Annotated in this window: 21 protein-coding genes; 10 read left to right on the top strand and 11 right to left on the bottom strand. The window is 66.7% G+C overall.

The window, feature by feature from the left end:
- Positions 1-27: 27 nt before the first annotated feature.
- Together ACQP2D_RS26600 and ACQP2D_RS26595 are read right to left on the bottom strand one after the other, a co-directional pair.
- Positions 28-798 carry a tyrosine-protein phosphatase gene (locus ACQP2D_RS26600; RefSeq protein ID WP_433678641.1) on the bottom strand — a complete coding sequence of 257 codons (771 nt, stop codon included), beginning with the start codon at positions 796-798 and terminating at the stop codon, positions 28-30.
- 4 nt (positions 799-802) lie between these two features.
- Entirely contained in the window at positions 803-3,043 is a 2,241-nt protein-coding gene (locus tag ACQP2D_RS26595; RefSeq protein WP_433678640.1) for a pyruvate, phosphate dikinase, read from the bottom strand.
- Between ACQP2D_RS26595 and ACQP2D_RS26590 the strand changes: the two genes are divergently transcribed.
- Positions 3,042-3,329, top strand: a complete 288-nt coding sequence (locus ACQP2D_RS26590; protein WP_433678639.1) for a hypothetical protein — start codon at positions 3,042-3,044, stop codon at positions 3,327-3,329. The two genes, ACQP2D_RS26595 and ACQP2D_RS26590, sit on opposite strands and share 2 nt — an antisense overlap.
- Here the strand turns inward: ACQP2D_RS26590 and ACQP2D_RS26585 are convergent.
- Positions 3,302-5,581 (bottom strand): ATP-binding cassette domain-containing protein, encoded by a 2,280-nt coding sequence (locus ACQP2D_RS26585; RefSeq protein ID WP_433678638.1) that lies wholly within the window; start codon positions 5,579-5,581, stop codon positions 3,302-3,304. The genes ACQP2D_RS26590 and ACQP2D_RS26585 overlap by 28 nt on opposite strands.
- A gap of 63 nt (positions 5,582-5,644) precedes the next feature.
- Between ACQP2D_RS26585 and ACQP2D_RS26580 the strand changes: the two genes are divergently transcribed.
- Positions 5,645-6,613: a helix-turn-helix transcriptional regulator gene (locus ACQP2D_RS26580; RefSeq protein WP_433678637.1), complete on the top strand. Its 969-nt coding sequence runs from the start codon at positions 5,645-5,647 to the stop codon at positions 6,611-6,613.
- Positions 6,614-6,843: 230 nt separating this feature from the next.
- Here the strand turns inward: ACQP2D_RS26580 and ACQP2D_RS26575 are convergent, their stop codons facing one another.
- The 8 genes from ACQP2D_RS26575 to ACQP2D_RS26540 all read right to left on the bottom strand — a co-directional run bounded on the left by ACQP2D_RS26575 (position 6,844) and on the right by ACQP2D_RS26540 (position 13,149).
- Positions 6,844-7,092: a hypothetical protein gene (locus tag ACQP2D_RS26575; RefSeq protein WP_433678636.1), complete on the bottom strand. Its 249-nt coding sequence runs from the start codon at positions 7,090-7,092 to the stop codon at positions 6,844-6,846.
- A 229-nt stretch (positions 7,093-7,321) separates the two neighbouring features.
- Positions 7,322-7,897, bottom strand: coding sequence for a Dabb family protein (locus tag ACQP2D_RS26570; RefSeq protein ID WP_433678635.1), 576 nt, complete (start codon positions 7,895-7,897; stop codon positions 7,322-7,324).
- Positions 7,898-7,905: 8 nt separating this feature from the next.
- Positions 7,906-8,235 carry a hypothetical protein gene (locus ACQP2D_RS26565; RefSeq protein WP_433678634.1) on the bottom strand — a complete coding sequence of 110 codons (330 nt, stop codon included), beginning with the start codon at positions 8,233-8,235 and terminating at the stop codon, positions 7,906-7,908.
- Entirely contained in the window at positions 8,232-9,146 is a 915-nt protein-coding gene (locus tag ACQP2D_RS26560; RefSeq protein ID WP_433678633.1) for a TIGR03619 family F420-dependent LLM class oxidoreductase, read from the bottom strand. Before ACQP2D_RS26560 ends, ACQP2D_RS26565 begins: the two co-directional genes overlap by 4 nt.
- A gap of 4 nt (positions 9,147-9,150) precedes the next feature.
- Entirely contained in the window at positions 9,151-9,969 is an 819-nt protein-coding gene (locus ACQP2D_RS26555) for an SDR family NAD(P)-dependent oxidoreductase (RefSeq protein ID WP_433678632.1), read from the bottom strand.
- Between the two features lie 15 nt (positions 9,970-9,984).
- Entirely contained in the window at positions 9,985-10,716 is a 732-nt protein-coding gene (locus tag ACQP2D_RS26550; RefSeq protein ID WP_433678631.1) for a glucose 1-dehydrogenase, read from the bottom strand.
- 10 nt (positions 10,717-10,726) lie between these two features.
- Positions 10,727-12,397, bottom strand: a complete 1,671-nt coding sequence (gene kstD / locus ACQP2D_RS26545) for a 3-oxosteroid 1-dehydrogenase (RefSeq protein ID WP_433678630.1) — start codon at positions 12,395-12,397, stop codon at positions 10,727-10,729.
- Between the two features lie 14 nt (positions 12,398-12,411).
- The gene (locus ACQP2D_RS26540) at positions 12,412-13,149 is read right to left on the bottom strand and encodes a glucose 1-dehydrogenase (protein ID WP_354956203.1); all 738 of its coding nucleotides are present in this window, start codon (positions 13,147-13,149) and stop codon (positions 12,412-12,414) included.
- A 170-nt stretch (positions 13,150-13,319) separates the two neighbouring features.
- Here ACQP2D_RS26540 and ACQP2D_RS26535 point away from each other — a divergent pair, with 170 nt between their 5' ends.
- The 8 genes from ACQP2D_RS26535 (at position 13,320) to ACQP2D_RS26500 (ending at position 20,904) form a co-directional block, all read left to right on the top strand.
- Positions 13,320-14,447: an LLM class flavin-dependent oxidoreductase gene (locus ACQP2D_RS26535; RefSeq protein WP_433678629.1), complete on the top strand. Its 1,128-nt coding sequence runs from the start codon at positions 13,320-13,322 to the stop codon at positions 14,445-14,447.
- Positions 14,448-14,475: 28 nt separating this feature from the next.
- Positions 14,476-15,264: a glucose 1-dehydrogenase gene (locus ACQP2D_RS26530; protein ID WP_433678628.1), complete on the top strand. Its 789-nt coding sequence runs from the start codon at positions 14,476-14,478 to the stop codon at positions 15,262-15,264.
- 10 nt (positions 15,265-15,274) lie between these two features.
- Positions 15,275-16,216 (top strand): alpha/beta hydrolase, encoded by a 942-nt coding sequence (locus ACQP2D_RS26525; protein ID WP_433678626.1) that lies wholly within the window; start codon positions 15,275-15,277, stop codon positions 16,214-16,216.
- Positions 16,213-16,608, top strand: coding sequence for a VOC family protein (locus tag ACQP2D_RS26520; protein ID WP_433678625.1), 396 nt, complete (start codon positions 16,213-16,215; stop codon positions 16,606-16,608). Before ACQP2D_RS26525 ends, ACQP2D_RS26520 begins: the two co-directional genes overlap by 4 nt.
- Positions 16,609-16,711: 103 nt before the next feature.
- A complete protein-coding gene (locus ACQP2D_RS26515) occupies positions 16,712-17,227 on the top strand; it encodes a hypothetical protein (protein ID WP_433678624.1) in 516 nt (171 codons plus the stop codon).
- Positions 17,228-17,327: 100 nt separating this feature from the next.
- Entirely contained in the window at positions 17,328-17,744 is a 417-nt protein-coding gene (locus tag ACQP2D_RS26510) for a nuclear transport factor 2 family protein (protein ID WP_433678623.1), read from the top strand.
- An 86-nt stretch (positions 17,745-17,830) separates the two neighbouring features.
- Entirely contained in the window at positions 17,831-19,912 is a 2,082-nt protein-coding gene (locus ACQP2D_RS26505; RefSeq protein ID WP_433678622.1) for a TRAP transporter permease, read from the top strand.
- Positions 19,909-20,904, top strand: a complete 996-nt coding sequence (locus ACQP2D_RS26500) for a TAXI family TRAP transporter solute-binding subunit (protein ID WP_433678621.1) — start codon at positions 19,909-19,911, stop codon at positions 20,902-20,904. The genes ACQP2D_RS26505 and ACQP2D_RS26500 overlap by 4 nt, the downstream gene beginning before the upstream one ends.
- Position 20,905: the final 1 nt, after the last annotated feature.

The raw sequence follows: 20,905 nt of genomic DNA, 5'->3' as shown, positions 1-20,905 counted from the left end.
CCGGGTGAACGGTTTCCACTGCCGGGACTAGTCGGCGTCCACCAGCACCTTGCGGAGCTGGGCCAGTTCGGCACCGGAAAGGCCATGTGCGCACAGCCATTCGCCCGCGCCACCCTGGGTGGTGTGCAATTCGTCGAGGAACCGCATGATCACATCGGGATCGACCGCGAGTATGCCGGTGCGCACCGGTGGCAGTCCGTGATACGAGGGCAGTGCGTCGAGGCGTTGTCGAATGCGTTCCAGCCGTTCGCCGGTGAGCGCGTAATCGGCGGCGATCACCTCGGCGGGCACACCCACCGCGTCCAGCACCATGGCCGCCAGCACGCCGGTGCGATCTTTTCCTGCGGCGCAATGGAAGACGACCGAATGGCGCTCGGAATCGGCGATGATGCGTGCCGCCGTAACGATGGATTCGCCACTGCCGGAGAGCAGTTCGCGGTATAGGGCGAAGAGATCGTATTGTCTGCCGTCCGGAACGAGTTCGGCGGGCGTCGCGGCGACGGCGCTCGACTTGCGCACCGGGAGATTGACCATGCGCACGGCCGCATTGCCGCTCAGCCTGCCGTAGCCCTCGCGCAGCACTTCGTCCGGGTTGCGTAGGTCGATCAGGGTGCGCAGGCCGACCGGGCCGATGAGTCTGCCGAGGTCGTCCTCGGTGAGATGCTGGGGTGTGCTCGCGCGGTAGACGACGCCGAATCGGGTTGTGCCGCCGCCGATTATCGGAAGACCGCCGAGGTCACGGACATTGTCGATTTCGGCGAAGTCCACCCATCGCTGCTGGGCATTATCGGTGAACATGGCGCTAGTGGGCCCGGCCCGCGGCGGCTTCATCGGCGCGGCTCAGGCCGCACAGACCGATGAGGTCTTCGTGCAATTCGAACCACACCGTGTGATAACTGTCCATGATCGGCCGGGCCACCCAGCTGTGGTCGCCACCGTTCATGCGCTCGACGGCGCGGTTCAGCCGATCGGTGTAGGGCGTGAGGCGGGGCGCGATGGTGCCGATGCGTTCGACCAGCGGTGCGACGCGGTGGTGCAGTGTGGTGAGACGCGCCAGAATCGCTGTGTCATAGGCGTTGTCGGAGTGATCGTTCACCGTGCTCGGGTCCTTCATCTGCCACGCCGTGATGACTTCCTTCAGCTCGGCATTGAACTCGCAGAATTCATCGTAGGCCGCGGCGATGACGCTTCGGTCGACATCGGCGCGCTCGTGTTCCAAGAGTTGAGTCAGTTGTTCGCGGCCGTGCGGGGTCAGGCGCACGCCGACCGGTGTGCCGGCACATAGCCCCCGCATTACGAAATCGCTACTGCGGGAGTCGGCTTCGGCCTCAGCGATATCGAGGCTCGTCGCGACAGCGTTCGGTTGCACGCGACCCTTGATGCCGATCAAGCGGAGGATTGCGAGCTCGGACACCTCGGGCTTCGCCTGGATAACATTGTGGGCGTTGGTATCCAACGCGGTCGCCGATCGTACCACTTCTGCATCGGAATGCTCTGCTGTTGCCGGGGATTCGATTCGATCGCGATCGGCCAGGTGCTCGGGCAGGTCGGCGGAATCGACCCGTGCCCACTGTGCGAGGCGATCGACGTCCTCGAGCACCGCGCCCTCCACCGCCTTTCCGACCACCTGTCCCGGCCAGACCGTGCCCGCACCGCCGTCGACAGTGACGAGGCGACCGACCAGCGCCTCGACAACCCCTGGGCCGCAACCGACGACACATGGGCGGCCGAGTTCCCGGCTCACCAGTGCGGCATGCGAAGTGGCGCCGCCGAGTTCGGTGACGATGGCCTGCGCCGCGATCATGCCGTGCAGATCGTCCGGGCTGGTGGTCGGGCGTGCCAAGATCACGTACTCGCCTGCGGCGGAACGTGTTTCGGCTTCGTCCGGATCGGTGACCACGACACCGGTGGCGAGGCCGGGGCAGGCGGATTCGCCGTGGGCGAGTGGGGTCAGGCCGGTGTCGTCGCCGGATGCGGGGCGCAGGACCGTCCGCAGTTGGTCGGCGCTGACCCGGCGCAATGCCTCGTTCGCGTCGATGAGGCCCTCGTCGACCATTCCGACGGCAGCCCGAACCGCCGCGCGCGCGGAACGTTTCGCCGGCCGCGACTGCAACAACCACAACCGGCCGGACTCGACCGTGAATTCGATGTCCTGAATATCGCGGCCGTCGCGCTCGAGGAGTGCGGCGGCGGCGAGCAATTCCCGGTGCACCTCGGGCAGCGCCGCCGCGAGGTCGTCCAGCGGACGCGGGGTGGTGCGCCCGGACACGACATCCTCGCCCTGGCCGCCGACCAGCCATTCGCCGAAGACCGGGCGTTCACCGGTATTCGGGTTCCGACTGAACAGCACGCCGGTCCCCGAGTGCGCGTCCAGATTGCCGAACACCATGGCCTGCACTGTGACCGCAGTGCCGAGCGTGTCGGAAACGCCCTGGGTGCGCCGATAGGTCTTGGCACGCGCGGAATCCCACGACCGGAACACCGCGGTGACGGCACCGCGCAACTGCTCCCACGGATCCTCCGGCACGATGCCATTCGCATCGCCGAGCACGATTTCCCGGTACTGGGTGCTGAACCTGCGCCGAGTATCGCTGGCATACACCGGATTTCCGGTCTCATCGGTCAGCGCCCGCTCGACCGCGTCGGTCATCCCCAGATTCAGGACGGTATCCATCATTCCGGGCATGCTCACCGCGGCCCCGGAACGCACCGAGACCAGCAGGGGCCGCTGCGCGGAACCGAACCGCCGTCCCGTTCCGCGTTCCAGCGCGGCGATGCCCTCCCGCACCCCGGCCCAGATCTCCGCACCGATCACCCCGCCGTTGGCTCCGAATTCCGCCCAGGCCTCGGTGGTCAGCACGAACGCTGGCGGCACCGGCAGTCCCAGCCCCCGCATGTGATCGACGCTCCACGCCTTCCCGCCGATTCGCTCCCGCGACAGTCCACACGTCCCATCGAGCTCGACAACGGATGCGTGCCGATCGGAATCGAGCCCTCCGAAGACCGCCTCCGGTCGCTCCACCGACTCCACTCCGATCGTCATGTCACTCCTCACATTGTCGACAGCCACCACCCAGCAGGTGACCAGGGCAGATCACGGGTTCGCCGGACCGAAGTCCGGCCGTCCGATCGCCCCGGCGAATACCGCCCCGTTCTCGCACGCCGCAGGGCAGCGCAATCTCAGCCTGCCGCCGCGCAACGCTCCGGCGTACCGGACGTCCCGGTCAGCAGGATGTGCCGCGGCGATCGCGGCTCATCACGGGCAAACCTGGACGCACTGGCGTGCCGACCGGGTCCACGATCAATGCGGGACGCTGCGCCGCAGGTAGTCGGCGGTGATGGAGCGGTGCTCGTCGAGCAGTGCCGTGGGAGTTCCGGTGAAGACGATTTCGCCGCCGTGCTTACCGCCGTCGGGTCCCAGATCGATGACCCAGTCGGCCCGTTTGACCACCTCCAGATCGTGTTCGATGACGATCACCGTATTGCCCGCGTCGACCAGTCGGTCCAGCAGCGCGAGCAGCGTGTCGACATCGGCCATATGCAAACCGGTCGTCGGCTCGTCGAGTACGTAGATGCCGCCCCTGCGGTGCAGGTGGTCGGCGAGTTTGATGCGCTGGCGCTCACCGCCGGACAGTGAACTCAACGAGCGTCCCAGCGTCAGGTAGCCGAGGCCGACCTCGTTCAGTGCGCGCAGCGGCGGGCGAATCCTGCTGCCCGCGTCGCCGTTCCAGAAGTCGAGCGCCTGCTCGGCCGTCATATCCAGGATATCGGCGATGGATGCACCGCGAATCGTGTAGCCGAGCACCTCGTGGCGGTAGCGACGGCCATGGCAGCTCTGGCAGACGGTGGTGATCGGATCCATATACGCCAGATCCGTGAAAATAATGCCAGCGCCGCCGCATTCGCCGCACGCGCCCGCGGAGTTGAAGCTGAACAAGCCGGGCTTGACGCCGTATTCCTTGGCGAACAGTTGCCGCATCGGGTCCATGATGCCGATGTAGGTGGCCGGACTGGAGCGCCGGGAGGCGGCAATGGCCGACTGGTCGATCGCGATCGACTGCGGATAGGCGGTGACGAATGCGCCGGATACCAAGGTGCTCTTACCCGAACCCGCCACCCCGGTGACCGCGGTGAGCACGCCGGTCGGGAATCGCGCGGTGAGGTTTTTCAGGTTGTAGGAGTCGGCGTCGGTGACGGTGAGCCAGCCGGTCGGGGTTCGGTTGACGCGCTTGATCGGCTGGACGAGACGCAGTCGCTCACCCGTCAGTGTGCCCGAGGTGCGCAACTTTTCGACCGTGCCCTCGAAGACGACCTGACCGCCGTGTCCGCCCGCGCCCGGCCCCATATCCACGATATGGTCCGCGACGGCGATGACATCGGGGGAGTGCTCGACCACCAGAACCGTATTCCCTTTGTCCCGCAACTGGATCAGCAGCTGGTTGAGCCGGCCGACATCGCGCGGGTGCATGCCTACGCTGGGTTCGTCGAAGATGTAGGTCATTCCAGTGAGACTGGACCCGAGATGCCGAACGACCTTGAGTCGCTGTGCTTCACCGCCCGATAGCGTGGACGTCTCGCGGTCGAGCGAGAGATAGCCGAGGCCCACTTCCTCGATCCGCCGCAACCGGGCAATGGCGGCCGCGGCGATCGGTGCGGCGGGCGTCGGTGCGAGTGCGCCGAGCACCTCGATCAGGTCGGACACCTCGAGGCGGCCGTACTCGGCAATGCCGAGGCCGTTGATCCGGCTCGCCAATGCGGCGGAGTTCAGCCGTGCGCCACCGCATTCCGGACAGATCTCCTCGCTGACCACCGCCGTCGCCGCTGCGCGATTCTTCTCGCTCAACGCGCCGAGGTCGCGTTTGACATAGAGCCGGTCGAAACGTTCCAGCAGCCCCTCGTAGGCATTGCTGCCCATCGAACCGGTCCTATTGAGTCGCGGCACCCGGAACCCGTTGCCGTGCAGGAACAGCTGCCACTGCTCGGCGCTGAAATCACGTAATGGCATGTCCGGATCGAAGAGTCCGGATTCCGCATAGAGCTGCCACTGAAAAGTGCCCACGGCGAACGGCGCGAAGGTGATGGCGCCCGCATTGAGCGACTTGTCGGTATCGAGCAGCTTGTCCAGATTCGGCCGCACGACATGTCCGAGCCCGCCGCACTCCGGGCACATGCCCAAAGGGTCGTTGAACGAATAGTAGGTAGCCGCACCGGCACTCGGCTCGCTGTAGCGTGAGAAGAGCACCCGGATGACCGACTGGATATCGGTCATCGTGCCGACGGTGGATCGGGAGTTGCCGCCGATCGGCTTCTGGTCGACCACCACGGCGGGCGCGAGATTGTCGATCACATCGGCCTCGGGCCGCTCGTATTTGGGCAGCCGGTTGCGGATGAACCAGGTGAAGGTCTCATTGAGCTGGCGCTGCGATTCGACGGCGACGGTGCCGAAGACCACCGACGATTTGCCCGATCCGGATACGCCGGTGAAGACGACGATCTTGCCCTTGGGGATGGCCAGGGAGACGTTGCGCAGGTTGTTGGCACGGGCCCCGATGATCTGGATGGTGTCTCGGTCTGCGTTCACGATCGCCACGGTAGAGCGAAATAAGGTCAGGATCGGTCCTCATTTCGAGGGATACTGAGGGCTGTGACCGAAACCGCCGCCCGCCTGCTGCAACTGCTGTCCTTACTGCAGACTCGTCGCGAATGGACCGGGCCGGAACTGGCCGAGCGCCTCGGCGTGACCGTGCGGACGGTGCGCCGCGATATCGAGCGGCTACGCGAGCTGGAGTATCCGGTGCATGCGAGCCTCGGTTCGATCGGCGGCTACCGCCTGGCGGCGGGAACCGCGCTGCCGCCGCTGCTGCTCGACGACGACGAGGCGGTCGCGATCACGCTCGGACTGCGCAATGCCGCACTCGGCGCGGTCGAGGGCATCGACGAGTCATCGGCACGCGCGCTGGTCAAACTCCAGCAGGTGCTGCCCGCCCGGCTGCGTCGCCGCGTCGAGGCGGTGCGGTTCGCGACACTGTCGCTCGGCGGAACCGCCGCCGGACCGCTCGTCGACCCCGAAACCCTGGTCGTGCTGGCCGCCGCCTGTCGCGACGGCGAACGCGTTCGCTTCCACTACCGCGATAAGAGCGATACCGAAACCCGCCGACTGGCCGAACCGCACAACCTGGTCTCCGCGGGCCGTCGCTGGTACCTCGTCGCCTGGGATATCGACCGCGCCGACTGGCGCACCTTCCGAGTCGACCGCATCGAATCCCCGCAACCGATCGGGATCCGCAGTACGCCAAGGAAGTTACCCACCGCGGACGCCGCCGCCTTCGTCACCGAATCGCTCGCGAAATCGCGCCCTGTACGCCGAGTCGTCTTCGTCGTCCGTGCCCCGGCCCCGGAACTGATCGAAAGCTTCCGCGTCCGTCCCGAGGAAATCGAGCCGATCGACGCCAACACCTGCCTACTCCGCACCACCGCCGACTCATTGGAATGGACGGCCCTCCGAATCGCCCACCTGGGCCTGGAATTCGAGGTCAGGGAACCACCGGAGATGGCGGATATGCTCCGCGAACTCGGCCGCAAACTCCTGCGTGCGGCGGGTGCGGAAAGTTAGGGATCACACTGGCGGGTTGAGTGTTTCGTAATTGCGGAGCGGTTTCGACAGGTCCTCACGCGCGGGCGGTCGCCCGGAATCGTGAAAGGGCCTGTCGTCATACCTTTTCCACCCCGCCATCGCGTGCGTGGCAACCAGTTGGAGACCCATCTTTTCCACATAGCCGATGCATTGGACATGTGCGTCCATCGACGGGAATTATCCGAATACGGTGATGACGCCGAGTGCGATCAGCGGTGTGGTGTGGGAAAGCCCTGCGCGGCAGCGGGATTCGTGGTGACAACCGTGACGGCGCGCGGCGTTTCGACCAGCGGGCTCGGCGTACCATATAGCACGGCCACAATGGCGGCCAGCACGAACAAGCCGCCGAGAGCGAGCGCGATCTGCACCCATGAGGGAAAGGTTCCCCGGATGGACCCGGGTCGGAACTGCGATGCCTGCCCGAATCGAGCCGGGCGAGGTTGCTGCCGATATTTCACAAGGTGTTTCCTTGAACTAGTTGAAATACAACCTGATTCGCGGTGGAACGGCGACTCGCCCCGAGCTCGAGTCGTCGCGTGGGAAATATCCTGACAGCCCAGCTGTTTTAGAGCAACCGATTCCGGCAAATTGCCGTCGTCGTTCCGTCAAGCCTGGTTCACGGGCGACAAGATTCCGACCGGTCCTTAAAGTCCCTCGCGCGGAAAGAGATCCGCACAAGGGGCAGCGTCAGTGCAATACCGGTCCGTCCGCCCAGCGAAACAGATGGGCGATCGCGGGTTCGACTATGGCACTGGGGATTTCGGCGTCGAACCAGCGGTCGACATGGGTCCAGTGGTAGGGGTGCAGTAGGTATTCTCCGTTGAGGCCGTCGGGGTCGGTGAATTCTTGTTCCCACACATGCGTCCACGGCGTCGCGGGTTGCCGCGCGGTGTCGACGCGGCTGAGCGCCCAGGAGCGGATGGCGGTGATATGCGCGGGCATGGCGGTCAGATCCGCCTCGAATCGCGCGCGGACACCGTCGGGCGTACCGGGGCGAACGCGCAGCAAGAGGGTTCGCTTGATGCGCCTTCCGGCAAACGGGACATGCTGTGCGGCAACCGGAATCAGCGGCACGGCATCGGCCGCGGCCGAAAGGTCGGGCAGGACCGCCGAAGGCGGGGCGGTGGTGGTCAGATCCCACGTCATGCCCAGGCCGCCGACGGTGCCGGGGAGATCGGGGCCCGCCGAGCAGGCCACGACCTCGCGGCCAGCGCGGGCGGTGGCAACGGCGGGCGCGACGTCGGTGGTCGGTGTGCGAATCACCCAGCGAATCATGGTGTTGCGTCCTCCGCGTGTGCTTCGGCCTGCAGTGCGCGCCGGTCCCTGCTGATGGCGATGGCGTCGGTGTCGGCCCAGAAGCGGGCGATATCGGGGTCGGCGGCGGCCGCACCGCGCATCCCGTAGAAGGCGTAGGGATCGCGTAGTTCCCACAGGATATCGATGGCCACGGCATCCGGTGCCGGATGCGAACGCCACATGTGCACCGAGCGCATCCCGCGTTCCCGCGCACCGGGTAGATACTCGGTGCGCCAGCGCCGAATCCAGGAATCCACCTCGGTTGTCGGCAGCACCACATGGTCGAGGATGTGCACGAGGTTCACAGCTTGGCCACGACCTCTTCGCGATACCGGTCCACGGTGTCACGCAGACCGTCGAGTCCGCGCGGACCGAGTAGCGAATCCGGGCCGAACAGTGGCGGATTGAGTACCAGCCGAGTAGCTCCGGCCCGAACATAGGGACGCACGAAATCCGGATCGAATTCCCGAGTGGGATCACACGAACCCGGCCACACCGTCAGCTCTACCGCATCCTCGCCACGCCCCGCCGTCACCGCGGTGTCTCGCAACCGGTCCGCCGCAGCGGCGAAGTCAGCGGGCCCGATGGTGTACGGGAACCAGCCGTCGGCCAGCAGTCCGGCGCGCCGCACGGCCGGAGCGCTGTGCCCGCCCAGCACAATCGGGACGGCGCCACTCTCCGGCCGCGGCACACAGCTCAGCCGATCGAATGCGGTGTGGCTGCCGTGGAAGCTCGCCGGTGCGTCCGCCCAGAGCGCCCGCATCGCGCCGATGCAGTCCTCCAGTCGCGCGCCGCGCGCCTGGAACGGCGCGCCGACCGCCGCGTATTCCTCCTTCTGCCAGCCGATTCCGAGGCCGAGCAGCAGACGTCCGCCGGAATGGCGGTCGATGGTGGCGGCGCGCTTGGCCAGTACCACCGGACTGTGCAGCGGAGCGACCACCATGGCGGTGCCGAAGCGGAGGGTGCGCGATGCCCCGGCCATGAATGCGATCGTCTCCAGCGGATCGGTCATCGGGACGGCCGATTCCGGGCCCGGCATGCGACCGTCCTTGGAGTACGGATACAGCGGCTCGTAGTCCTCGGCCACCACAACGTGTTCGACGGTCCAGACCGATTCGACGCCGCACTCCTCGAGCGCCGCGGCGAACTCGCGTAGGAAGGTGCCGGAGGTGGCGAGTCCGTCGACGTAGGGCACCAGCATGCCGATTCGGGTCATTGCCTCACTCCACTTCCTTCTTCATCTGCGCGGTCAGGATGCGCTGATATCCGGAGCCGAAAATCCGGGGCAGCAAATCGATTACGCGGGCGTCGGCACCGATGAGGATCTTGGCCTTGTCCTTTCGGATGCCGCGCACGATGGTCTTGGCCGCGGATTCGGGTGTCGTCTTGGCCAGCTTGTCGAAGTTGGCGGCCAGGGCATCGCGGTCGCGGTCGCCGCCCGCGCGGGCCTTCCAGGCGATGTCGGTCTTGATCATGCCGGGATGGACGCTGCTGACGCCGACGGGGTAGCCCGCGATCTTCATCTCCTGGCGCAGTGCGTCGGTGAAGCCGCGGATGCCGAATTTGGTTGCGTTATAAGCGCCCTGGCTCGGGCAGGCAGCGAGTCCGAACATGCTGGAGACATTGGCGATATGGCCGTCACCGGACGCGATGACCTGTGGCAGAAAGGCTTTCGTGCCGTACATGACGCCCCAGAAATTGATGCCGACGATCCACTCGAAGTCTTCCCAGCTCAACTCCTCCACATTGGCGGTCAGCGAGACGCCCGCATTGTTGACCACGAGATTGGCCGGGCCGAAGTCGGATCGGACCTCGTCGGCGTGTGCGTAGACGGCGGCGCGGTCGGTGACATCGAGCCGGTAGGCGCGCGCCTTGGCGCCAGCCTGTTCACACAGCGCGGCGGTTTCGCTGACATTGGCCAGGTTTCGCCCGGACAATGCCAATCTGGCGCCTTGGCTCGCCAGCTCCAGTGCGAGCGCGCGGCCGATGCCAGCACCCGCGCCGGTAATGACGACGACCTTGTCCTCAAAGTTCTTCACAGCAGGTGTCCTTGGTTATTTGGTGGTGTAGCCGCCGTCGGCGACGAATTCGGAGCCGGTGCAGAAGCTGGACTCGTCGGAAATGAGGAACAGCACGAGGTTGGCCAGCTCACCCGGCGCCGCGGCACGGGGGAGCGGCTGGTCGTGCACCATCGAGTTGGAGCGGTCGGAGTCAGCGGTCATCTCGGTGGCGACGACACCGGGATGGACCGAATTGACCCGGATTCCGTCGGCGCCGAACTCCTGGGCGGCGGCCTTGGTCATACCGCGCACCGCCCACTTGGACGCGACATAGCCGAGGATATTGCTGAAGGCGATGATGCCGCCGATCGAGGAGATATTGACGATCGAGCCGCCACCGGCCCGGCGCATCGACGGAACCACGGCCTTCATGCCGAGGAAGACCCCGACCTGGTTCACATCGATGACGCGACGGTAGTCCGCCTCGGCCAACCGCTCGATCGGATCGACGTGCACGATGCCCGCATTGTTGACCAGTCCCCAGACCGGCCCGAAGGTGCGTTCGGCCTCGGCAACCACTGCCGCCCAAGCAGATTCGTCGGTGACGTCGAGCGGAACGAACAGCGCGTCGTCTCCGAGTTCGGCGGCCACCGCCTTGCCCTCGTCGGCGAGAACATCCGCGATAACGACCGAGGCTCCCTCGGCGGCCAGTCGACGGGCGAATGCGGCGCCCATACCGCGCGCGCCGCCGGTAATGATGACGGTCTTGCCTGCGACTCTGTCCACGTCATACTCCTCAGGGATGTTCGAGATCGGCGATGTGCTGGGCGGCGATATAGCCGAACACCATGGCGGGACCGATGGTCGCGCCCGCGCCGGCGTAGCTATTGCCCATGACGGCGGCCGAATTATTGCCCGCCGCATAGAGTCCGGGGATCGGCGCACCGTCCGCGCGCAGTACCCGGGAGTGTTCGTCGGTGACCAGACCGCCCTTGGTCCCCAGATCGCCGGGCACCATCTCCACCGCGTAGAACGGTCCCTGATCGATCGGCGCCAGGCAGGGGTTCGGGGTGACGGTGGGGTCGCCGTAGTAGCGGTCGTAGGCGGATTCGCCGCGATGGAAGTCCGCGTCGCGCCCGGCGCGCGCGAAACCGTTGAAGCGCTCGACCGTCGCGGTCAGGGCATCGGCCGGCACACCGATCTCGGTGGCGAGTTCGGCCAGCGTATCGGCCTTCTTGATAATTCCGGCGTCGAAATACTTCTGCGGGATGGCCTGTTTCGGGAAGGTGCCCAGGAACAGGTACCGGTCGCGGAAGCGCTGGTCCATGATGAAATGCGCGGGTACATGGCCGACGCCGGTGGCGTGTCGCTCGTACATGGTGTGCACCACATCGACGTAGCTGGCCGATTCGTTGGTGAACCGCTCGCCCGCGTCATTGACCATGATCGCGCCGGGCTGGGAGCGTTCGGCCAGGCAGAAGAACGGCGGCCCGTCCGGATTGCGCACCGAGGGGCCCCACCAGGCGTCATCCATCAGATCCAGTGCGGCGCCCAGCTTTTCACCCGCCAGAATGCCGTCGCCGACATTCTCGGTCGCGCCGACGGTCCAGTCGGTACTGACCGGCTCGGCGAAGAATCGCTCGCGCATCTCCAGGTTGTGCTCGAAACCACCAGCGGCGAGCACAACACCGCGGCGCGCGCGGATAACGATGGGCGCACCGTCGCGCTCGGCGCGCACACCGACCACCACATCATCCTCGGCAATGAGGTCCGTGAGCGGCGTGCTCAGCCAGACCGGCACACCCGCGTCGCGCAGTGCCAGCCACAGCCGCGCCACCAGGGCCTTGCCGAGACTCAGCGGCTGCCGCCCGCGAATGCGGTTCAGCACGGCCTTCGCGCCCACCTCGAGCGCGGTGCGCTTCCCCTTCCAGGTCCGCGCGATCATATTCAGATCGTGGAAGTCGCTGACGGTGAACGCGATGCCCTTCGGGCCCGACATGGTCGGCCGGTTGATGAGCTCCATGTCCTTGCCGAGCAGACGACCGTCGACGATCGCGGGTTCGATGCTGCGGCCCTGCGCGAGTCCGCCGGGCAGTTCCGGGTGGTAGTCGGAATAGCCACGGTCGTAGACGAATTGGAGATGGTTCGTGCGCGCGGTGAGATAGGCGAACATCCGCGGTCCGTTGTCCAGGAACGCATCCTGCTTCTCCTGCGGAACCCGGTCGCCGACCACGGATTTCAGGTAGACCCGGGCCAGGTCGGGACTATCGGGTACGCCCTCGCGCACCAGCACCGGATTGTTCGGAATCCAGACACCGCCGCCGGAGCGGGCGGTGGAACCGCCGAAGCTGCCGCTCTTTTCGATCAGCACCACCGAAAGCCCACGGTAGGCGGCGGTGAGCGCGGCGGTCATACCCGCCGCGCCGGAGCCGACGACCACGACGTCGAAGCTGTATTCCTGGGACATCTGGCTCTCCTTCACTAGTAACCGGCGCCGGTGAGCATGCCGCCGTCGATGACGACCTCGGTTCCGGTGCAATAGCTCGCGGCATCGGAGGCCAGGAAGACCACTGCCTCGGAAACCTCGCCGGACTGTCCCCAGCGCGGAATCGGCAGCCCGGCGAAGAAACTGTTGCCGTCGACGCCCGAGCCCGCCGCCGCCGTCATCGGGGTCGCGATGCCGCCGGGATGGATGGAGTTGACCCGGATTCCGTCCTTGCCGAGTTCGCGGGCGGCCGATTTGGTGAGTCCGCGAATCGCGAACTTGCTCGCGCTGTAGGCGGATAGGCCCGCCGCGCCGATGAAACCCTCGACCGAGGAGATGTTCACGATGGCGCCGCCGCCGGTCATGGCGGGTGCGGCGGTCTTGATGCCGAGCCAGGTGCCGGTGACGTTCACCGTCATGATGGTGGTGAAGTCGGCCAGGCTCATCTCGGCGATGCGCTGGAAGCGCAGCATGCCCGCATTGTTGACGAGCACATCGAGTCCGCCGAACTCGTCCACCGCGGTCCGCACCGCGGCGGCCCAGTCCGCCGCACTGGTCACATCGTGGTGCACATAGCGCGCGCCGGTCTCGGCCGCGAGCTGTTCGCCCTGCTCGTCGAGGACATCGCCGAACACCACCCGCGCGCCCTCGGCGACGAAGCGGCGGACGTGTTCGGCGCCCATTCCGCGCGCTCCGCCGGTGATCAGCGCGACCTTGTCATCGAGTCGACCCACTGCAGGTCCGTCCTTTCTGCGGCGTCGGTTCGAACGCCGTGTCGAATTCGACGCTATGGGCGCGGCGGCGAGGCGACCTGAGCCAGTCCCATCCACCGAGACATGCACCTGACCTCAACGAGAGCATCGGAAATATTTCTACTAGGCATATTGAGAAATGGAGGCCATGCATGAAGTTCTCGATGATCTTCGAGGCGCAGATGACCAACCCGTCGGCCGATCACGAGCGGCAGGTCCTGCGCGACTGTGTCGAGCAGGCGGTGTTGGCCGAGGAGATGGGTTTCGACACCGTCTGGGCGGTCGAACACCACGGCCTGAAGTGGTACGCGCATATGAGTGCGCCGGAGATCTTCCTGACCTGGGTGGCCGCGCGCACCGAGCGGATCCGCATCGGCCACGGCGTGGTGTGCATGCCCTTCAACTTCAACCACCCGGTGCGCGCCGCCGAGCGCGCGGCCATGCTCGATGTGCTCTCCAACGGGCGGGTGAACCTCGGCGCCGGCCGCGGCGCCACCCCGCAGGAGACCTCCATGTGCGGTGTCGATCCCGACCGTACCTACCAGGAGGTGGAGGAGTCGCTGCGCATCATCGGCAAGGCATGGCAGGACCCGGAGGGCGAATTCGAATGGCACGGTGAGCTGCTCGATATCGATCCGCATCCGATGCTGCCGCGGCCGGTGCAGCTGCCGCATCCGCCGCTGTTCATGGCGTGCACCAAGAAGGACACCCTGAAGCTGGCCGCCGACTACGGAATCGGCGCGCTGGTACTGGGCTTCGCGGGTGTGGAGGAGATCGCCGAACTGCGCCGCACCTACGACGCGGCCATTGCCGAGCGGACCGGGGAGCGGTTCGTCTCCACCGTGGTCAACGACCACTTCGCGGCGCTGTGCCCGACGATCGTACTCGACGACCGGGAGAAGGCGCAGCAGATCGGTGCGCGCGGCCAACGGTTCTTCGCCCAGTCCATCAAGCACTGGTACGGCGCGGGCCCGGTGCCGGACGAGGCCATCGATCCGACCGTGGACGAGCTGGCGCGTATCCGCGAGGCCGCCGATGAGCATGTGGCGTACCTGCACGAGGCGAAGATTCCGGTGAAGGCCGGGGCCACGTCGGTTTTCAATGCCGAACACGCCTATGGCAGTCCCGAGGACGCCATCGCCTACGTCGAGCGGCTGCAGGAAGCCGGTGCCGACGAGATCCTGTGCCTGATCCAGATGGGCACCGTGCCGCAGGAAGCCTGCCTGGAGACGATCCGGCACTGGGGCGAGAAGGTCATCCCGCACTTCCGCAAGAGCTAGTCAGAACTGAATTGGCAAGGAGCAGAAAATGATGGATCTGACCGGCAAGGTAGCGCTGATCACCGGCGCCGCGCGGGGACAGGGTGCCGAGGAGGCTCGGCGGTTCGCCGCGGCGGGTGCCAGCGTGGTACTGACCGACGTGCTCGACACCGAGGGCAAGGCCGTTGCCGAATCCATCGGCGCCGCCGCGCGTTTCGTGCGCCATGATGTGAGCAGTGCCGAGGACTGGGCGGCCGCGGTGCAGACCGCGGTGACCGATTTCGGCAAGCTCGATGTGCTGGTGAACAATGCGGCGATCTACACGACGAAGGCGCTCACCGAGACCACTGTCGAGGAGCTGGAACGCATTCTGCGGATCAATCTGGTCGGCGCGTTCATCGGCATGCAGTCGGTCGTTGGCCCGATGGTGGCGGCGGGCGGCGGTTCGATCGTCAACATCTCATCGCAGGCCGGATTGCAAGGGTTGATGGGGCATTCCGCCTACGGTGCGTCGAAATGGGCGCTGCGTGGGCTGACGAAGACGGCGGCGCTGGAGCTCGGTCCGGTGGGGATCCGGGTCAATTCGGTGCATCCCGGCCCCATCGCCACCCCGATGATCGGCCATCTCGGCCTCGGCACCGGGCCGGGCAGCTTCCCCGCGCTGCCGCTGGGACGGGTCGGACTGCCATCCGAGGTGGCGGATCTGGTGGCGTTCCTGGCCTCCGATGCCGCGGCGTTCATCACCGGTGCCGAGTTGGCCATCGACGGCGGATTGTCCGCGGGACAGTTCATTCCGCCCGACTCGATGCCGCCGGTCGGCGCGACGGGCGAGCAGTGAGGTACCGGCGATGCCGCTGAAACCCGAGGCGCGGGTGATCGTCGACGCCGCTTCGGCATCGTTCCCCGCATTGGGTACCGAGGTGCTCGATGCGGCACAGGCGCGCCGGATTCTCGCCGCTCGTCCGGCGGCTCCGGTACAGCCTGTGCCGGTCGACCGTGTCGAAGAGCGGATGGTGCCCGGGCCTACCGGGGCGCCGCCGGTGCGGGTTCGCCTGTATCGGCCCGCGGGCACCTCGTCGCCGGTCGTGGTCTTCTTTCACGGCGGCGGTTTCGTGATCTGCGGTCTGGACAGTCACGATCAGCTGTGCCGGGCCATGGGCAACGGTGTCGGCGCGATCGTGGTGTCGGTGGACTATCGGCAGGCGCCGGAACACCGATTCCCGGCCGCGGCCGAAGACGCCTACGCGGTGCTGGAATGGGTTGCCGACCAGGCGAGTACGTTCGGCGGGGATCCGGACCGGATCGCGGTCGCCGGGGACAGCTCGGGCGGGAACCTGGCCGCGGTGACGGCGCTCATGGCCCGCGATCGCAACGGGCCCGATATCGTCCACCAACTGCTGGTCTATCCGATGTTGGATCCGGCGCGTGACACCGCGTCCTACCGGGACAATGCCAACGGGTACTTCGTCACCGATGACCATCTGCGGTGGTACTGGGAACAATATCTCGGATCCGACGGCGATGCGGCCAACCCCTACGCGGCACCGCCGCGCGCCACCGATCTCGCCGGGCTGCCGCCCGCCTATGTCATTACCGCCGAATTCGATCCGCTGCGGGACGAGGGTGAGGAGTACGGCGCCCGACTTCGTGCGGCCGGGGTCGAGACCGTGCTGATCCGCTACGACGGCCAGTTCCACGGCTTCTTCACCATGGCCGACAACCTGTCCGATGCGAAAGAAGCCACCGCCCAGGCCTTTTCCGCACTCCGCCGTGCATTGGAGGTCCGATGAGCGCACCATCGCGCAGCGATTCGACGAAAGGTGGGACGGTCGAACGACTCGGCACGATTTTCCCCGCCGACAATCTCACCGCCGCCATCGATCTGCTCACCGCCGTATTCGGCACCACCGCGACATTCGTCGACGGTGATCGGTGGGCGCAGTTCGATATCGGTCCGACCCGAGTCATGCTCGCGGGGGCCGATCAGCGTGATATCCCATCCCTCGCGGTCAAAGTGGGCGACCTGGACGCCACACTCGCTCGTCTGCGGGCCGCCGGTTTTTCGGCCGACGAGCCGGTGACCGGGCCGCACGAACGTCGCACCTCGGTCCGCCCGTCGCCCGAATCACCGTGGGCGATAGTTCTTTACGAACCCGCGCCCGCGAATCGTCCGGCTGGATAGCCGCGCATCGCCTGGCCCCTGTGGCTCAGCTAACTTCGCACCACACCCTCCATACGCTACCGTATGGGCAGCGTTCCATACGGGACCGAATGGAGGTTGGGTCGTGGTTCGAAACATCCATCAGCGCGAGTACCCGGTGCCCGCGGAGCAGGTCGGCGCGCTGCTCGCCAGGGCCGCCGAACCGGACAGTCCGGTGTGGCCGCCCGACTGGCCTGCGCTGGTGCTCGACCGGCCACTCGCCGTCGGCGCCGACGGCGGCCACGGGCTCATTCGGTATCGGTGTACCGAGTGGGTGCCGGGTCGCCGCGTTCAGTTCACTCTCGCGCCCGGATCGTTCCTCACCGGCACGCACACCTTTGACGTGCTGGATGGCAAGTGGCCCGATAGCAGCATCCTGCGCCACGAGATCGACGGCCGCCTGCGCGGAATCGGCTACATCCTGTGGCCGGTCGCGATCCGCTGGATACACGACGCGATGATCGAGGCAATCCTCGATAGAACCGCCGTCTCGCTGGGGCATCCGCCCGTTACCCCGGCCCGCCCGTCTTGGTGGGTCACCTTCCTGCGCAAGGTCATCTCCCGCCGCGCGACCGCCGCGCTCACCGATTCGGCCGCGTAGGCGCGCGCAGGGCGTTCAGGTGCTGGTCCGCCTGGGCGGCCCCGGGTTCGGTGTGTCCTGGGCGGCCCAGGCCATGGCGCCCGCGCAGTACAGTCGTCACATGGCACTGTCGGCGCAGGACCGCATCGAGATCGGCGATCTGATCGCATTGCACGGTCACCTCATGGACGCGGGTGAGCTGGACCGGATGGACGAGCTGTTCACCGCCGGAATCACCTACGACCTTACGGATTTCGGATCGGGAGAGCTGCGCGGAATTCCGGCGCTGCGGGAGGCGGCGGTCGCACTCGGTGACGGAAATCCGGTCGGACACCACATTACGAATGTGGTCATCACCGAGACGGACGGCGCGGTTCGGGTGCGCTCGAAGGGGATCGGGATCTACGCCGATGGGAGCAGCCGCAGCGTGGAATACGACGATACGGTCGCGCGCGAGGCGGCTGGCTGGCGCATCTCCTATCGCCGGGTGATCCTGCACGGGACACCGCTCGGTGGTCGCGTGACCAAGTCTGCCTAGGTCGAAAAACATACGCCAGCATTGTTTTATCGGCGACATATTTGTTAGCCGTATGCGGACGGTCGCGCGTTGATATCGTCGCGCCCATGTCGGACACACGGGACGCTCATCTCGAAGCCGAGCCTCCCACCGACCATCAGGTGGGGGCGGCTGATGCCGGGCTGCCCGGACCGGATCCCGAGCACCGAGCACTGCCGGACAAGATCGAGGTCGACGACGAGGAACGGCCCGCGCGGGTATTGCGCGGGTGGGCAGAGCGGGTCGTGGCGACGGCCGCTTTCGCGGTCGCGCTGCTCGTGCTGTGGCAGGTGTTTCGGCCCTTGGCGCAGGGCAGCCAGTACTACCTGGTGATCTTCCTGTCCGGGACGCTGCCGGTAGTGTTCCTGGCCTATCGGTCCGGGCCGCGCTGGCTCGAGCGCGGTGACGGTCCGGGGCCGGTCGATTGGCTGCTGGCCCTGGTCGCGCTGGTGGTCTGCCTGTATCCGGTGCTGCCGATGGCGATAGGGTCCGGTGGCGGCGGTTATAACGCCTTCCTGGATCGGCAGGGCCTCCTCGATCCGGTCGATATCGCCATGGGCACGGTGCTGTTGGTATTGGTACTGGAGGCCTGTCGGCGCACCACGGGGTGGGTATTGCCCGCGGTCTGCCTGGCGTTCATCGGTTACGGCTATTACGGCGGCTACTTGCCACAGCAGTGGACCGTCGCGCACGCCGGACTCGATTTCGGGCAGATCGTCGATGCGCTGTACAACTCGGGCAGCGGGTTCTACGGCACGCCACTAGATGTGGCGGCCAGCTATATCGTGCTGTTCACCCTCTACGGTGCGGTACTCGAATTCTCCGGCGCGGCACAGTTCTTCGTCGATCTGTCGGTCGCGGCCTTCCGGCGCTCGCGCGGCGCCGCCGGACGCACCACGGTCGCCTCGGGATTCCTGCTCGGCACCGTCTCCGGATCGGGCACCGCGACCGCGGTGACGGTCGGCGCGGTCACCTGGCCGATTCTGCGCCGGGCCGGGTATCCGCCGGAACAGGCGGCGGGGGTGCTCGCCGCGGCGGGTGTCGGCGCGATCCTGTCGCCGCCGACACTGGGTGTCGCGGCGTTCATCGTCGCCGAATACCTCGACGTCTCCTACGTCACGGTGCTGGGCTGGGCGATGATCCCAACGTTGCTGTACTACCTCGGGATTCTGCTCGCGGTCGAGATCGATGCGCGTCGGCTCGGCACCGAGCAGGTCGAGATCAGCGTCGGCTCGGTATGGCGGCTGCTGGCCCGATTCGGCTACCACTTCCTGTCTTTGATCGCGATCGTGGTGCTGCTGCTCATCGGCGTAAGCGCCGCCAAGGCCGTCATATACGCCACCGCACTGGCATTCGTGCTCGCCTTCCTCGACTCGCGCACCCGTGCCCCGGCACGTTCGCCGCGCCAGATCTTCCACATGCTCGGCAGCGGTGTGCGTTCGGCGCTGCCGGTCGTCGCGGTGTGCACTTCGGCGGGGGTGATCACCGCGATCGCCACCAAGACCGGGCTCGGCGCGCAGTTGGCCTCGGTGCTGGTGCGTGCGGGAAAGGCGGTGTCGGACAACCACACCGTGGTGCTGGCGTGCACCGTGATGCTCGCCGCGATCGCACTCGCGCTGCTCGGGCTCGCGGTGCCGGTGACCGCGTCGTTCATTATCGGCTGGGCGATCATCGGTCCGGCGCTGCTCGCGCTGGACGTGTCCGCGCCCGCCGCGGCGATGTTCGTCTTCTACTATTCGGTGCTGTCCGAGGTGACGCCCCCGACCGCGCTGGCCGCGGTGGGCGCTGCGGCGATCACCGGGGCGCGTGCGGTGCCGACGATGTGGCAGGCGCTGAAGTACGCGCTGCCCGCCTTCCTGGTGCCGATCGTCTTCGTGCTCAGCGGACCCGGTGAATATCTGCTCGGGCACGGACCGGTGCTCGGTGTGCTGTGGACGACGATCGTGGCCGGTATCGGCGTGGCGGCGCTGGCCGTGGCGACCGGCGGCTGGATGCTCGGCATCGGCCCGGCCGGGGTGCCGTCCCGGCTGCTCGCCGGGGTGGCCGGTCTGGCCCTGTTGTACCTGGAGCCCGGCGCACTCGTCGTCGGTCTGGTCGCGCTGACCGCGGCCGTCGGGGTCACTCTGCTCTCCCGAAGGAGGACGACTTGAGAAGAGCTGCCATAGGATTCGCCGTTGCCGTGGTGGCGGCCGGATTGCTGGCCGGATGTGGGGGACGCCGCGATACGCCGCAGTCCGATAGCGGTGGCGCGGTCACCTGTGCGGTGCAGGACGACACCCGCGTCGGCATCGCGACGGGCAATTCCACCGGCGTGTACTTCGCGCTCGGCAACGCGTACGCCGAACAGATCTCGCAGGCCACCGGTGGCAAGGTGAAGGCGACCGCCGCCGAAACCGGTGCGTCGGTGCAGAACATCCAGCAGTTGGTGGCGGGCACCTATCAGGTTGCGTTCGCACTCGCCGATACCGCCGCCGACGCGGTCGCGGGCAACGCCGGCTTCGACGGCAAAAAGCAACCGGTACAGGCACTTTCGCGGCTCTACCCGAACTACACCCAGGTGATCGTGCGCACCGGCGCCGAGATCGAATCGGTCGCCGATCTGCGCGGCAAACGGGTCTCCACCGGCTCGCCGAAGTCCGGTACCGAGGTGATCGCCCAGCGCGTACTGCAAGCGGCGGGGCTGAATCCGGACACCGATATCTCGGCCCAGCGTCTGGACCTCACCAAAACGGTGGACGGTATGAAGGACGGCTCCATCGACGCCATGTTCTTCTCCGGCGGCCTGCCCACGCCCGGCATTACCGACCTGTTGACCTCGACCAAGGGCAAGGTGCGCTTCCTCGATATCGCCGATCTCACCGGCAGCATGCACGCGGTGAATCCCGTCTACGAGGAGGGCACGATTCCGGCCACCGTCTACGGCCTGACCACCGATGTGAAGACCATTGTCGTGCCGAATCTGCTGCTGGTCCGTGACGATCTCGACGCGAATCTGGCGTGTGTGCTCACCAAGACCCTCTTCGATCGCAAACCCCAACTGGAACAGGCGAATTCGGCCGCGAAAGGGATCAGCCGCGATACCGCGACGATCACCGCGCCGGTCGTGTTGCACCGTGGGGCGGCACACGCGCTGACGAAGTGAC

The organism is Nocardia sp. CA-119907 (genome assembly GCF_050955995.1).
Classification (GTDB): Bacteria; Actinomycetota; Actinomycetes; order Mycobacteriales; family Mycobacteriaceae; genus Nocardia.
The sequence above is the reverse complement of the archived record's forward strand: the minus strand, read 5'-3'. Positions and strand labels throughout refer to the sequence as shown.

Bases quoted from the DNA above. Each gene is read 5' to 3' on its own strand.
- ACQP2D_RS26600 (WP_433678641.1), bottom strand. From the start codon at position 798: ATGTTCACCGATAATGCCCAGCAGCGATGGGTGGACTTCGCCGAAATC.
- ACQP2D_RS26590 (WP_433678639.1), top strand. From the start codon at position 3,042: ATGTCACTCCTCACATTGTCGACAGCCACCACCCAGCAGGTGACCAGG.
- ACQP2D_RS26595 (WP_433678640.1), bottom strand. From the start codon at position 3,043: ATGACGATCGGAGTGGAGTCGGTGGAGCGACCGGAGGCGGTCTTCGGA.
- ACQP2D_RS26560 (WP_433678633.1), bottom strand. From the start codon at position 9,146: ATGACCCGAATCGGCATGCTGGTGCCCTACGTCGACGGACTCGCCACC.
- kstD (WP_433678630.1), bottom strand. From the start codon at position 12,397: ATGTCCCAGGAATACAGCTTCGACGTCGTGGTCGTCGGCTCCGGCGCG.
- ACQP2D_RS26535 (WP_433678629.1), top strand. From the start codon at position 13,320: ATGAAGTTCTCGATGATCTTCGAGGCGCAGATGACCAACCCGTCGGCC.
- ACQP2D_RS26530 (WP_433678628.1), top strand. From the start codon at position 14,476: ATGATGGATCTGACCGGCAAGGTAGCGCTGATCACCGGCGCCGCGCGG.
- ACQP2D_RS26525 (WP_433678626.1), top strand. From the start codon at position 15,275: ATGCCGCTGAAACCCGAGGCGCGGGTGATCGTCGACGCCGCTTCGGCA.
- ACQP2D_RS26520 (WP_433678625.1), top strand. From the start codon at position 16,213: ATGAGCGCACCATCGCGCAGCGATTCGACGAAAGGTGGGACGGTCGAA.
- ACQP2D_RS26510 (WP_433678623.1), top strand. From the start codon at position 17,328: ATGGCACTGTCGGCGCAGGACCGCATCGAGATCGGCGATCTGATCGCA.
- ACQP2D_RS26505 (WP_433678622.1), top strand. From the start codon at position 17,831: ATGTCGGACACACGGGACGCTCATCTCGAAGCCGAGCCTCCCACCGAC.